The 14,560-nt window shown below is 34.5% G+C and carries 14 protein-coding genes and 3 pseudogenes; all 17 read left to right on the top strand.

Going from position 1 to position 14,560, the window contains the following annotated elements:
- Position 1 precedes the first annotated feature (1 nt).
- A complete protein-coding gene (locus tag ACPF7I_RS13610; protein WP_430745706.1) occupies positions 2-1,480 on the top strand; it encodes a lipopolysaccharide biosynthesis protein in 1,479 nt (492 codons plus the stop codon).
- 99 nt (positions 1,481-1,579) lie between these two features.
- Entirely contained in the window at positions 1,580-2,791 is a 1,212-nt protein-coding gene (locus ACPF7I_RS13605; RefSeq protein ID WP_430745707.1) for a hypothetical protein, read from the top strand.
- Positions 2,792-3,366: 575 nt separating this feature from the next.
- Complete coding sequence (locus ACPF7I_RS13600; RefSeq protein ID WP_430745708.1) at positions 3,367-3,984, top strand: O-antigen ligase family protein; 618 nt, start codon at positions 3,367-3,369, stop codon at positions 3,982-3,984.
- A 24-nt stretch (positions 3,985-4,008) separates the two neighbouring features.
- Complete coding sequence (locus ACPF7I_RS13595) at positions 4,009-5,310, top strand: glycosyltransferase (RefSeq protein ID WP_430745709.1); 1,302 nt, start codon at positions 4,009-4,011, stop codon at positions 5,308-5,310.
- Between the two features lie 25 nt (positions 5,311-5,335).
- Positions 5,336-6,040, top strand: a complete 705-nt coding sequence (locus tag ACPF7I_RS13590; protein WP_430745711.1) for an acyltransferase — start codon at positions 5,336-5,338, stop codon at positions 6,038-6,040.
- A gap of 5 nt (positions 6,041-6,045) precedes the next feature.
- Positions 6,046-7,428, top strand: a complete 1,383-nt coding sequence (locus tag ACPF7I_RS13585; RefSeq protein WP_430745712.1) for a glycosyltransferase — start codon at positions 6,046-6,048, stop codon at positions 7,426-7,428.
- A 1-nt stretch (position 7,429) separates the two neighbouring features.
- Positions 7,430-8,587 (top strand): beta 1-4 rhamnosyltransferase Cps2T, encoded by a 1,158-nt coding sequence (gene cps2T, locus ACPF7I_RS13580; RefSeq protein ID WP_430745713.1) that lies wholly within the window; start codon positions 7,430-7,432, stop codon positions 8,585-8,587.
- 18 nt (positions 8,588-8,605) lie between these two features.
- Positions 8,606-9,493, top strand: coding sequence for a glucose-1-phosphate thymidylyltransferase RfbA (gene rfbA, locus ACPF7I_RS13575; protein ID WP_430745715.1), 888 nt, complete (start codon positions 8,606-8,608; stop codon positions 9,491-9,493).
- Between the two features lie 17 nt (positions 9,494-9,510).
- A complete protein-coding gene (rfbC, locus tag ACPF7I_RS13570) occupies positions 9,511-10,074 on the top strand; it encodes a dTDP-4-dehydrorhamnose 3,5-epimerase (RefSeq protein WP_430745716.1) in 564 nt (187 codons plus the stop codon).
- Positions 10,071-11,084, top strand: a complete 1,014-nt coding sequence (gene rfbB, locus ACPF7I_RS13565; protein ID WP_430745718.1) for a dTDP-glucose 4,6-dehydratase — start codon at positions 10,071-10,073, stop codon at positions 11,082-11,084. The genes rfbC and rfbB overlap by 4 nt, the downstream gene beginning before the upstream one ends.
- Positions 11,081-11,920 (top strand): dTDP-4-dehydrorhamnose reductase, encoded by an 840-nt coding sequence (gene rfbD, locus ACPF7I_RS13560; RefSeq protein ID WP_430745719.1) that lies wholly within the window; start codon positions 11,081-11,083, stop codon positions 11,918-11,920. The genes rfbB and rfbD overlap by 4 nt, the downstream gene beginning before the upstream one ends.
- A 227-nt stretch (positions 11,921-12,147) precedes the next feature.
- Positions 12,148-12,519: pseudogene (locus ACPF7I_RS13555) on the top strand (DegT/DnrJ/EryC1/StrS family aminotransferase); the annotation flags it as partial.
- Positions 12,520-12,591: 72 nt separating this feature from the next.
- Positions 12,592-12,750: a hypothetical protein gene (locus ACPF7I_RS13550; protein WP_430745720.1), complete on the top strand. Its 159-nt coding sequence runs from the start codon at positions 12,592-12,594 to the stop codon at positions 12,748-12,750.
- Positions 12,751-12,932: 182 nt separating this feature from the next.
- A pseudogene (locus ACPF7I_RS13545) lies at positions 12,933-13,052 on the top strand (VanZ family protein); the annotation flags it as partial.
- A 281-nt stretch (positions 13,053-13,333) separates the two neighbouring features.
- A complete protein-coding gene (locus ACPF7I_RS13540; protein WP_430745721.1) occupies positions 13,334-13,579 on the top strand; it encodes a hypothetical protein in 246 nt (81 codons plus the stop codon).
- A 176-nt stretch (positions 13,580-13,755) separates the two neighbouring features.
- A pseudogene (locus ACPF7I_RS13535) lies at positions 13,756-14,280 on the top strand (ADP-ribosylglycohydrolase family protein).
- Positions 14,281-14,324: 44 nt separating this feature from the next.
- Positions 14,325-14,549, top strand: coding sequence for an ADP-ribosylglycohydrolase family protein (locus ACPF7I_RS13530; RefSeq protein ID WP_430745723.1), 225 nt, complete (start codon positions 14,325-14,327; stop codon positions 14,547-14,549).
- Positions 14,550-14,560 lie beyond the last annotated feature (11 nt).

The following is a 14,560-nucleotide window of genomic DNA, read 5'->3' as shown; positions in this document are numbered from 1 at the left end:
TATGAGTCACACTAAAAAATATTTATCGAATGGAATAGTATATTTAATAGCTTCAGTAATAACTCAGATATTTAATTTTTTATTAATACCTATATACACAAAAAACTTACCAATTAGAGAGGTAGGATTATATCAATTAATAATTACAGTACAGTCCTTTTTAAGTATATTTATGACAGTAGGAATCTACTCTGGAATGAATAGATTTTTCAATGAAACCGCTGATAAAAACTGCCTTAAAAATACTGCTTTAATTTTCTCAATTATATGGGGAGGTATTTTCTCCCTCTTTGCTATTATAATTTCTCCTTTTATTGCAGAACCTTTATTAGAGAAGCGTAATGATTATATATTTTTAAATTATATAGTCATTATTTCGTTTTTTGAATGTCTAATTCAAATCTATGCTTCCTATTATGCTATGCGATTGGAAGCAATTAAATCGAGCAGTATTAATTTAATAATCTTTGCAATAAGAATTGTGTTGTCTGCGTATTATATATTAGTTCTCCATCAAGGAATAGAAGGGCTTCTTAAGTCTCATTTAATTGCAGTTGCTTTTGTGTTAACATGGTTATTTATTTGGGATTTCAAAAACATAAAGCTTAAGATTAATCTTTATGAATTGAAAGAAATGTTGCGGTTCGGTGCCGGCCTAACTCCCGGACAGGTTTCGGTATGGGTTTTAAATTTAATTGATCGTTATTTTATTAAAGAATTGATGTCATTACAAGCAGTCGCTTTCTATTCAATGGCAAATAGAATTGGTATGATCATAAATCCATTATTTTTAGTTCCGTTTTCAAAAGTTTTCACCCCTATAAAGTTTTCTATATATAAAGAAGAGAAAGGAAGGCAAACAATAAAATTTTATTTTGACATATATATTTTTATTGGTTGCCTATTAATACTTTTTTTATCAATTTTTTCAAAAATCGCTATTTTGCTCTTAGCTACAAATGAGTATTTACATGCTTTTAAGGTTATCCTTTTTATTGCTATATCTCAGTTTTTGTGGGGATTAGGCGAATTTTATGCTTTAGGATTGCATATTGCAAATAAAATGATTATTAATTCAGCATTGGTGACAGTATCTGCGATAATAAATGTTCTACTTAATATCATATTAATTCCGTTTATAGGGATATATGGAGCTGCTATTTCCACAATAATTGCATATTTCATCGCAAATATTTTATATCATCGTATGGGCAGAAAGTATTATGATACGCATTTAAGTATTTGGCGACCTTATAAATACTTAATAATTACGTTGCTATTTTATATGTTTTATTTATTTTATCAACAGTATATTGATGCAATTCTTTTTGAAATAACTGCAAATATCTTCTATATTCTTATATTTACAATTGTTTTTTTAAAAATAGGTGTTATACCAGAAATAAAAGAAAAGAAAATACCTGAACTTATAAAATTAGGAATTAAAAAATTAACAAGTAAAAACGAGTTGAGTAACTAGTAATAAAATTAGTTTAAGGAGTTTATTTGTACGATTCCAGATTAGTGTATAAGATTAGGTTTTATAGTTATGTACAAAAATTATACGAAGGTGTGTTACATGATAGAAATTTGTAAATGGAAAAACAATGCTGATTCTCCTGTTCTATTTTTTATTGATGATTTGGCAAATGTATGGGTGGATTCAAATGGTAATGGACAATTAGATTTAGGAGAAGACTGGGGATACTGGAAATATTCACAAGGTTCCTCAATGAGATTTTTAGAAGAACAGCTTTTAAAGCAATTTCCAGAGGTAAAAGTAACCTTCTTCGTGCCTGTGGGCGAGAGAGTGGGAATGATTAAAAATCCAACTATTAAATCTATTTCGAAAAAAATAAACTCTGATCAAGAATCAATTGATTTTTTTAGAAAGGTTCATGAGCATCCTAATTATGAATTGGCCTATCATGGAACAACTCATGGAATAGTGGGAGATACTGCAAAAGATTTTATTCAGGAATGGGAATCTTATAGCTCTTTAGAAGAAGCTTTAGAAAGAATTAAGGAAGGTAAGGAGATCTTTAAAGAGACAGTAGGGGAATATCCTAAAGGTGGAAAATATTGTGGCTATAAAAGTAATGAATTTTCGGATGATAGTATAGATAAATCTGGTTTTTTATGGTGGTGTAGATACTGGAATCGCGGGATTATAGATGATCCATCTTGTGACATAGGTGGGAATGACAGAAATCCTATTACAAATTTCGATATCAAATATTTCGGGAAGAACAATGTAATCGATATTCCGTCTACGGTCAATGGAGGCTTATTCAATGATATTCTTAAACCAAACTATAAAAGTATAAAGGGAATTGCTAAAATACTGCTAAAACCCTTTTTATTAAAAAGGAAGTTATCTCAAATAGATTACTTACTAAAGAATAATTTAATCATTAGTATACAAGAACATATTGCGCCATCAAGGGATGATGGAAGAATACAAACGCCTAATATTTTTAGTGATTTAGATTCTTTGAAATATATTTTTAATTACTTGAAAAATAAAAACGTTTGGTATTGTACGGGGACAGAGTTAGCTGATTATGTAACTATAAGAGATAGTATTAAAATAAATGTTATTGAGGAAAACAAATTTGTACTAAAGAAACTAAAGGATATTTCAAGAGTTAAAAATAAGGAAATCACAATAAGTTTTAATCAAAGTTCTAAATATAAATCGGTAAATACTCCTTTAAAAAGTGAGATAGAAATATGCCAAGGATTTTGTACAATTCCAGTTGAGGAAGGGATTTTTCATTTATGTATATGAGTGTAGTGAGTAGAGATTTAATATACTTAATATATTTCCTATGCTTTTTTTCTTTTGGAATAATTGTGAGGTTTAATTTGGGTAATAATGTTATTTATTTTGCGACTATCATCTCAAGTATATTAATTATTGTTTGGTGTATTAATTTAATTAGGTTAAAATACCTTATGTTTAATAAAAACGAAAAATTATTATCTTTATTTTTGATTATTTATGTTACCTATATAATGATTAATACATTAGTTGTTAATGAGAAACTTATAATATACTCAACAATATATATTATACCCTTTATTATATGCTCAATATTATTTAATATTTTTAACTTAAGTAAAAATGCCTTTTTTACCAAAAAAATTTACAATATCTTAACTTATATTTATTTTGTAGTTTTTATTTTTGCTCCTATAGTATATTTTATGGGTTATAGCCAGTTATATTTTTCTTCAGACTCAATTATTCATTTAGTTCCGAAAAGTGATTTTATCGACCAATTTGGCCAAGATAGACTTTCCTGGTTCATGACACATAAATCAAGGTATGCTTTCTTCTGCTTCTTAGGGTTGATAATAATAGTGTTAAATAAGGAAATAAAAAAATATACTAAAATTATATTTCTATTTTTGGGTATATTAAATATTTATCTTTCTGACTCTGTAACTATACTAGCTACTTCAATTTTTTCATTATTCCCATTTGTGGAATTCAAGAAGATTAGCAAATATCTAAAAGTTATTCTCATATTAATTGTTATTACTATTTTGTTGTGTTCTATTTATTATATATATATTTATGTATATACCACACGTGATATATATACACTTGGTGGGAGAATATATATATGGGAAGCAGGATTAAAGTTCTTAAGAGATTATCCATCAGGGGTTATAGAGTTATCGGATCAGTATTATTTATATACTGATTATTATGGAAATGAAGCATTTAGTCACGCACATAACCAATTTATAAATGAAATGATGAGAAACGGAATTGTTGGAGGAGTATTGTTTATATTTTACTTTATATACTTAAACTATTTAATATTTAAATCAGAAAGAAAACTTTTTGTAATGATTTTTTCAACATTTCTCGCATGTATGATGGATGGAATCATCTTTTTAGAAATGCAGTACGTTTATTACTTTGCTGTGCCTATGATCATAGGTTATTGTAGGTTATTTAATACAATGTAACAATTTCAATAAAGGAGAGGCATAATGAAAATTCTTGTAATTGCTACGCAATTACCCCCTTATATTGGTTCAGGAAACATCAGAGCATTAAATTATATAAATTATTTATCGAGGCTAGGTCATCAAATAGATGTTGTAGGGGTTCAATATCCAAAAAATGCAGTTGCTTATGATTCAAGATTAGAGGGCGCATTTGATAAAGATGTAAATGTTTATAGAATTAATCCAGGGTTTTTATATAGATTTTTTTATAGAAAAAAAAGTGATGTGGGAGGTAATTATGATTCTAAAAGCGCCTCCATTAATAACACCATAAAGGGAAAGATTAGTGTTTTTATTAAAAATACACTTGTAATTCCTGATGCATTTATGCTATGGATTTATCCTGCTTATAAATTCGCTAAAAAACTTGTGAAAAGTAAAGATTATGATATTATTTTTTCAATACATGAAACCCCTTCAAGCCATCTAGTTGCATACTTATTAAAGAGAAAATTTAATAATGTTAGATGGGTTGGTTATTGGAGTGATCCTTGGAATGGGGATAGTTTACGTGATAATAGAACTGTTTTAAAAAAATATATTGAGGAAAAAATTGAAAATAAAATTGTAAAAAAAATAGATAAACTATTGTTTACTACGGAAAAAACAAAGAATTTATATATAAATAAATATGGATTAAATGAAAGCAAAGCTTCTATCGTATTTAGAGGTTATGATAAAAAAATATATATTGATAGCATGAGAAAATCAAAAGAGAGTTTGGAGGGGTTGCAAAAAAATAAGCTCAATATATTACATTTAGGTACAATATATCATACACTCAGAGATATTAGCCCGTTATGTGCGGCATTAGATTTATTAAAGAGAGAGGATATTAAATTATATAATTTGCTAAATATTATTTTTATTGGACAGTTTGATAATTATGAAGACCAGAGAAAATTACAGAAACATAGTAATGTAAAAGTTTTCCCTTTGGTTCCATATGAACAGGCCTTACAATATACGGCAAAAGCCGATGTTTTATTATTATATGGCAATAAAAAAAGTACCCAGGTACCTGGAAAAGTATACGAGTATCTGGGAAGTCCTGCTATAATTTTGACCCTTTTAGGGGATCCTCAAGATGAATTAAAGAATATAATGGAAAATGTGGAAAAAGGACCGGTTATTTTAAATAATGAAAAAGAAATTTATCTAGAGCTAAAAAAGCTTTCTGAAGCCTATCTTAACAACAATTTAAATAAAAATTGGATGAAACCAGTAGATAAATATGAATGGGAAAATGTTGTTAAGGATTTAGAAATGAAATTAATAAACTAAATACCTTTGATAAGAAGGTGATATTTTGGTAAAGTTGTTGGAACAATTGATATCTAGGCTGAAGAAAGAAGATTTTACATTAGATAAAAGTATTACTCTTTCTGTTCTTTTTATAATTATTTTTGATAGATTTAAGTGTTTAATCAGGGGTTTTTATAAAAGGATTGGTTTGAAACGTTGTGGAAAGGTTCTTTTTGTTGGAAAAAATGTGAAGATCAGATTTAAAAAGTATATTCAATTAGGAAACGGTGTAACATTAGAGGACTTTGTATTACTCGATGGGTTATCTAAAGAAGGGATCATAATCGGTGATAATGTCAAAATAGGGGCTTATACACAAATAAAGTGTACGGGTAGTTTCAGGAAAATTGGAAAAGGAATAAAAATTGGTAGAAATAGCGGAATCGGAGATTACTGTTTTTTTGGTGCAGCGGGTGGAATTGAAATCGGCGAAAATGTTATTATGGGGCAAAATGTGAGATTTCACTCTGAAAATCATAATTTTGACCGCGTTGACATTCCAATAAAACATCAAGGTGTTACAAATAAAGGAATTAAAGTTGGAAACGATTGTTGGATCGGAGCAGGAGCTGTATTTCTAGATGGAGTAACAGTTGGGGACGGATGTGTAATCGGAGCTAACACACTGGTGAATAAAGATATTCCCCCTTATAGTGTAGCTGTAGGAAATCCAGTACGTATAATAAAAAATAGGAAAGATATGGTGTAATTTGTATGAAAATTCTACATTATACCTTGGGCCTCCCCCCTTATCGGTCAGGGGGACTTACCAAATATTCTGTGGACCTAATGATTCAACAGTCAAAATTAGGACATAAGGTTTATTTACTTTATCCTGGACATTATAATTTTTCTCGTAAGATTACAATCAAAGAAGATAATGAATATCGGGGGATTCATGTATTTGAATTAATCAATCCTCTGCCTGTTCCTTTACTAGGTGGAGTAAAAAATCCTGAACTTTTTATGCAAAGAGCTTCTTCCAAAGCTGCGTTTTCTTCTTTTTTAGAAGAAGTAAAGCCTGATATTATCCACGTCCATACATTAATGGGGATACATAAAGAATTTTTCGAGGTTGCTAAAGAAAAAAAAATTAAAGTTATTTTTACAACTCATGACTATTACGGTATTTGTCCAAAAGTAAATTTAATTGATTATAATAATCAAATTTGTACAGATTATAGAGACGGACAAAAATGTGCAATATGCAATACTAACGCTTACAGCTTTCCTTTAATTTATATGATGCAATCGAAAGTGTATAAAACATTTAAAAATAGCTTCCTAGTAAAGAAATTAAGGGAAAGTAAAAAACAGAAGATAAAGCAACTTAGTGAAAAACAATCTATACTTTTGGAAGACAAAGTTGATTTAGGTTTAGCTGTTCAGTTTCAAAAGTTAAGAGACTATTATTGTAGTATACTAGAATCTATTAACTATTTTCATTTTAACAGTTCTACTACGAAAAAAGTATATGAGAACTATGTGGATATTACAGGGGAAGTAATTCCCATTGCGCATTCTGGTATTAAGGATAATCGTTCATTAAAAAATTATGATGTGCAAAAACCCTTAAAAATTACATTTTTAGGGCCTCTGGAAGAATATAAGGGCTTTTTCTTATTAAGAAAGAACTTAACTTCACTATTAAAACAGGGAAAAACAAATTGGCATTTAAATGTTTATGGCAATGATTATTGCATTCCTTTAGATGTAGAAAAGGATTTCATTACGTTTCATGGTCGATATCAATATAAGGACTTATTTAACATCTTTCAGGAAACGGATGTATTGGTTATTCCAAGTGTTTGTAAAGAAACATTTGGCTTTATTGGTTTAGAAGCACTGTCATATGGTGTTCCTATTCTCGTTTCGGAACACGTTGGTTTTCAAGATATTATTGAAGATGGAGTTACGGGAATCATTTTTAAAGCTGATCCAACTGAATTAGCCAATATTTTGGAGCAGCTCATTCATGATAGGGAAATTTTAGAAAAAATAAATCGAAATATTTACCAACAAGACTTTCCTTACACAATGGATATACATGTTCGAAAAATTCAATCTTTATATAAAAAAGTTATAGGAGCTCGTTAAAATGAAGCATGTTTTTATCATAGGTTCAAAAGGCATTCCTGCCAAATATGGCGGGTTTGAGACGTTTGTAGAATATTTGACGAAGAGAAAGATAAGTGAGGATATCACTTACCATGTTTCATGTTTAGGGGAGAATAACGATGAATTTTATTATAACAATGCTAGATGTTTTAATGTAAAGGTTCCTGATGTGGGAAGTGTGAAAGCGGTTCTTTATGATTTAATGAGTTTACAGGAATGTATTCGATATATTAAAGAAAACAATCTAAATAACAGCATTGTGTATATTCTGGCCTGTCGAATTGGTCCATTTTTCTCATTTTATAAGAAACAGCTAGAAAAAATGGGTGTTAAAGTATTTGTGAATCCAGATGGACATGAATGGAAGCGAAGCAAGTGGAATTACTGGATTAAACGTTATTGGAAGTTTTCTGAGCGTTTAATGGTGAAACATGCGGATTTATTAGTATGCGATTCACGTGGGATTGAGTCATACATTCAAAATGAATATAGACACTATCGCCCTAAAACTACATTTATTGCTTATGGAGCGGATGTGAAGGCATCTTCACTTGCGGATGATGGTGCGAAGCTAGTTGATTGGTATCGTCAACATCAGGTAAAGCCATTTGAATATTATTTAATTGTGGGACGTTTTGTTCCGGAAAACAATTATGAACTAATGATTCGTGAGTTTATGGCATCTAACACTAAAAAGGATTTAGTGATTATTTCAAATGTTGAACAAAATGCCTTTTATCAGCAGCTGCTTGAAAAAACGAAATTTGATCGCGATCCTCGTATTAAGTTTGTTGGTACTGTGTATGATCAGGAACTTTTAAAGAAAATTCGTGAGCAAGCTTACGGATATTTACACGGTCATGAAGTGGGAGGGACAAACCCTTCTCTTCTAGAAGCATTGGCATCAACGAAAATTAATTTATTACTAGATGTAGTTTTTAATAAAGAAGTTGGTGCAGACGGGGCGTTATATTTTACAAAAGAGCAAGGATCATTAATTCAGTTGATTAATATGGCGGATCAATATACTCAGGAGCAAATAGAATTACTAGGAGCAAAAGCAAAAGAACGCATCATTAAAGAATATTCATGGGATAAAATTGTAAGCGACTATGAACAACTATTTCTGGATAGCTAATTAAGGGGATGCATAATAATGAAAGGGATTATTTTAGCTGGAGGAAGCGGCACCCGCCTTTATCCTTTAACAAAGGCAGTATCTAAGCAATTGCTACCTATTTACGATAAACCGATGATTTATTACCCGTTATCTGTTTTAATGTTAGCTGGTATTCGAGATATTTTAATTATTTCCACTCCTAATGATACGCCTCGGTTTGCGGAGCTATTAGGAGACGGGTCACATCTAGGAATCTCGTTGTCTTACGCTGTGCAGCCTTCCCCAGATGGTCTTGCGCAGGCGTTTATTATTGGAGAGAAGTTCATCGGTGATGACAATGTTGCGCTGATTTTAGGAGACAATCTGTTCTATGGCCATGGGTTGACGAAGTTATTACAAAAAGCGGTGGAACGAAAAACAGGAGCGACGGTGTTTGGGTATTACGTAAACGATCCAGAACGTTTTGGCGTTGTAGAGTTTGATGAAAATGGAAAAGTCATTTCCATTGAAGAAAAACCGAAACATCCGAAGTCTAATTATGCGGTGACAGGGTTGTATTTTTATGACAATCGCGTTGTTGAATTTGCGAAAAGCATTAAGCCTTCCGCTCGTGGCGAGTTAGAAATTACAGATGTGAACAAAAAATATTTAGAGCTTGGTGAGTTACACGTAGAGATTTTAGGAAGAGGTTTTTCATGGTTAGATTCCGGTACGCATGAATCTTTGCTTGAGGCTTCACAGTTTATCGAGACGATTGAAAAGCGGCAAAGTTTAAAAATCGCGTGCCTCGAGGAAATTGCTTATTTGAAAGGATACATTGATCGAGAACAGTTATTAAAACTAGCGGAGCCGCTAAAGAAAAATCAGTACGGTCAATATTTAATTGATATTGCCAACCAGAAAAAACGACCGATTTATTTGTAAAGATGAGGTGCTTGGGAATGAAAGTGAGTAAGACGCTGTTACCCGGTGTATTGTTGATTGAGCCAAAAGTGTTTGGTGATCACCGGGGCTTTTTTATGGAAAGCTACAATAAAAAGCTTTTTGCAGAATATGGGCTTGATTTCGACTTTATTCAAGATAATCACTCGTTATCCCAGCAAGCGGGAACGATCCGCGGGCTTCATTATCAGTTAAATCCAAAGGCGCAAACGAAGTTAGTTCGTGTTACTCGAGGGGCTATCTATGATGTCGTTGTTGATATTCGTAAAGGTTCACCGACATTTGGCAAATGGCAAGGGTTTATTTTAAGCGCGGATAATAAGCGGCAATTGCTTGTGCCGAAAGGTTTTGCGCACGGTTTTTGTACGTTAGTAGAAAATACGGAAGTACAATATAAAGTGGATGAATATTATTCACCTGAACATGATCGTGGTATTCTTTGGAATGATCCGGCGTTAGGAATTGACTGGCCGACAGCGAATCCAATTCTTTCTGACAAAGACACGAAACATCCGCTATTAGCAGATGCCGAAATCAACTTTGAGTGGGAGAGACAGTTATGAATCTTTTAGTCACGGGCGGAGCAGGTTTTATTGGCAGCAATTTTGTTCGCTATATGCTTGAGAAATATCCAAATTACAAAGTAGTCAATTACGATTTATTAACGTATGCAGGAAACCTAGAAAATTTAAAAGATGTGGAAAATCATCCGAGCTATACATTTGTGAAAGGTGACATCAATAACCGTGAACTAGTGGATTATTTAGTTAAAACGCATGGGATTGATGTAGTCGTCAACTTTGCGGCAGAATCGCATGTCGACCGTAGTATTACTGATCCTGATATTTTCGTGAAAACAAACGTATTAGGCACGCAAGCGTTATTAGATGTGGCGAAAGCAAATCATATCAAGAAGTATGTACAAATTTCAACCGATGAAGTGTACGGGACGCTTGGGGAAACAGGATATTTTACCGAAGAAACGCCATTGGCACCAAATAGCCCTTATTCGGCAAGTAAAGCAGGTGGAGACTTGCTTGTAAGAGCTTATCATGAAACGTATGGACTTAATGTGAATATCACAAGATGCTCCAATAACTATGGGCCATATCACTTCCCTGAGAAACTCATTCCATTAATGATCACGAATGCGTTGGAAGGGAAAGAACTTCCGATTTACGGTGACGGCCAAAATATTCGCGACTGGCTGCATGTGAAAGACCATTGCAGAGCGATTGATTTAGTCATTCATAAAGGCAGATCGGGGGAAGTATACAATATCGGCGGACATAATGAACGTACGAATAATGAAATTGTACATTTAATCGTTGAAAAACTTGGTGTATCAAAAGATTTAATTAAATATGTTGCAGATCGTCCAGGTCATGATCGCCGTTATGCGATTGATCCGACGAAAATTATGACAGAGCTTGGCTGGAAGCCACAATATACTTTTGAAAAGGGCATCGTTGAAACGATTCAATGGTATATCGACAACCAAGAATGGTGGAAAAATATTAAATCCCGTGAATATATGAACTATTATCAAAAGCAGCATGGTGACAAGCCATGAAAGTTATTGTAACAGGTGCAAAAGGTCAGCTTGGCACAGATTTAGTCGATTTGTTGTCAGATAGAGGTTATGAGGTTTACGGATACGGACGTGAGGAACTAGATATCACTAATTTCGACCAAGTACAGCAGGTCATTAGTGAGGTAAAGCCAGATGTCGTGATTCATGCTGCTGCCTATACAAAAGTGGATTTAGCGGAATCTGAGCCAGACCAAGCATTTTTAATTAATGCTTATGGAACGAGGAATGTTGCAGTAGTATCGGAAGCTATAGGAGCCAAACTTGTCTACATCAGTACAGATTATGTCTTTGATGGAACTGCGAATGTACCATATAATGAGTTCGCTCCAACCAATCCACTTAGTGTATACGGTAAAAGCAAATTAGCTGGGGAACAGTTTGTTCGCAACCTACACTCTAAATTTTTCATTGTTAGAACTTCTTGGGTGTATGGAAAGCATGGAAATAACTTTGTCAAAACGATGTTAAAGCTGGCTCAAGAACGGGATGAGTTAATGGTCGTCAACGACCAAATTGGCTGCCCGACATATACAGTCGATTTAGCCAATTGCATCTTAGAACTGATTCAAACAGAAAAGTACGGCATTTATCATGTTTCTAACTCTGGACATTGCTCTTGGTATGAGTTTGCCAAAGCGATTTTTGAAGAAGCTGGGATTAAGATTAAAGTAAATCCTTGTACAACAAAAGATTTTCCAAGACCAGCACCAAGACCGGCCTACTCAGTACTTGAACACATGGCGTTAAGGATAAACAGCTTTAAGGAATTGCCTTACTGGAGAGACTCATTAAGAGATTTTTTGGAAGAACATTAAATTGACATTTGGGCTTTTTGATCGAGTAATTTGTAAATCACTTGTTAAATGCAAAATAAGAATGCAAAGTTTTATAGCAAGGATTGTAGAGTGTAAAGTAGGCTTATACCCTTTTGTATTTTCTGCTGTGGCAGTTGTAATTACTGGTTCACAAAATAAGCGAATTTTAGGAAAGTGACTTTTGTAGCAGATAGGGAAATTGTCATCCGCCCAGCGCAGTTAGAAGTGCTAGACGAGCGATTTTTGACCGCTATGTGCAAGCGTTAGGGGAGATTGATGGCGTTGACTTTATGCCTGAACTTGAAGGAACGATGTCAAACCGCTGGCTGACAACGTTGACAATCGACCAACAGAAGCTTGGCGTGACACCGATGGAGATCATTAACGCGCTGGCGGCGGAGAATATCGAGGCCCGTCCGGTATGGAAGCCACTACATTTGCAGCCGCTGTTTGCGGGAGCACGGTATTATCCGCATGAGGAAGGTTGGAGTGTGTCCGACGATTTGTTTGCCAACGGCATCTGCCTGCCGTCAGGCTCGAGTATGACAGCTGAAGAACAAAACCGAGTGATTGACGTATTTCTTCATGCAATCCAATGATAAACGAAAATGAACGAGCCCCTGTTGCCGTGATGGCACAGGGGTTTCTTTCGTATGGAGGTGGTTAGACTAATGAAAGTAAAAGAAGTGTCGTTAGAAACAGAAAAGTTCAAGCATATTTTACTTGAGGCATGCGAGCGTGGGGAGTCGTCGACCCATATGACTACAAAAGATATGGTGCAAGAGCTCGCCCAACAATTAAAGCAAGTGTGCAAAGGAAATGAATCTTAACGAATTCATCGCTATATCTTTCTTTTAGCAATAACCGAAATCAGTCAAGATGATGGTGTATGGTCTTGGAATTACTTTGTGCGCAAGTCCACTCATGTGTCAGTGTTCGGCTTGCTTGCGGTTGTCGCATGGTGGGCGATGGCGGGGTGCGGGTGTTTATCATCATTTAACCCTGTTTCGATGAGTGGTATCAGTCGTTTCAGCCTAGGCGGGTGCTGCCTGTGTCGGATGTGGTCATTGATGTACTCTGTGTAACATTGGCGCTCTGGATCGTGTGGATTCTGGTACAGAATGTGCGCTAATTTGTATGGGCAGTCGGTTCGGTAGAGAAGGATTTTTTTGTGTTTAATTATCGAAATATTCTATTAATTAAACGGTATGACAACGGATATCATGGTAAGAGGCGGTGTAATAGACTTTTGGTTTTGGATATATAGTAATAAAATTTTTGTGGGAGAAAAAGGTTTTTATGGATGGTTGTATAAATAAAGAGTGAGTTCGGGAAGTGGGAGAAAATTGCAACAGAAAGAAACAGTATCCAAAAAGGTAAAAGTAATTTTTCAAAAATGGGATGGTGATAGAAATGAATCAACATGAGTTATGGACAAGAGAAGAAAATCTTTGCATTTATTACTACCTCGATCGTTTTCCTGAAAAAAGCAATAAAGAAATTGCAGAGCTCATTAAAACACATGAACAGTCTAGCACCATTGCTCGTCGTAGCGAGGGTGCCATCTACCAACATGTTGCTCAGTTAAGAAATCGTCAATCGGATTTAAATGTTCCTGATCCTGTACACAATCCCAATCGACGTTTTAATCATTATTAAGTACACATTTCTTTTTCATAGATGATATATGTCAATCGGTTTGTAAACAGTATATGGGAGGATAAATTTCTTCTAATGAAATAAAAACGTTAGGGGAGGAAAATGTTCTTGATCAAATCAAAGGTGGTCTGTTCGGTGTTGCGATCGGCGATGCGCTTGGAGCGACGACAGAGTTTATGAGCGCTAAGGAAGTTCGAGATCAATATGGGGAAGTGACAGATATTATCGGTGGTGGTTGGTTGAAATTCTCACCTGGGGAAGTGACAGATGATACGGCGATGACGATCGCAGTAGCCAAAGGGATTATTTAAAGCCTTGATCACCCTATTTCCGCTATCGGCGAGGAGTTTTTACGTTGGTATGATACGAAACCGAAAGATGTTGGAAACATTATTCGTACAGTGTTTTCTATTTACAAAGGCGATTGGTTTAAGGCTGCGTCCCGGGCTTGCCGGGAGCTTGGCGGCCGCTGTGCGGGGAACGGGTCGTTAATGCGCTGTTTGCCGATTGCGCTTGCGTATGCGAATCAAGAAAAGATGGAGGAGATCACTATCCTCCATTCGCGCATGACGCATGCTGATGAAAAGGCGACGGAAGTGTGCCTCATTTATAACCGCATTGCTTTCCGCTTGCTTCGCGGAGAAAATCTGTCGGAGGCGATTCGGCAAGAAATTGTGTATACACACACCAACCGCTGTTAACGATTGCCCCTTCCTGTCCGCCTGACGGCTATGTGGTGCATACGATGAGCTGGGTGCTTCACTGGCTGCTGCGCTGCGAATCGTTTGAAGACGACGTCATTTCAGCGACGAACATGGGAGAAGACAGCGATACAATTGCGGCGATTGCGGGAGGATTGAAAGGGTTGGAAATCGGATATCACCAATTGCCAAGCCGTTTTACTGAAAAGATCTTATGTGCCGATGAGTTGGAAAAATTGGTCGTTCAATTGGTAAATATTAGGGGTTAGTCGCGTGGAGT

Origin of the sequence: Anoxybacillus dikiliensis (assembly GCF_050613275.1) — a bacterium.
Taxonomy (GTDB): Bacteria; Bacillota; Bacilli; order Bacillales; family Anoxybacillaceae; genus Anoxybacillus.
The sequence above is the reverse complement of the archived record's forward strand: the minus strand, read 5'-3'. Positions and strand labels throughout refer to the sequence as shown.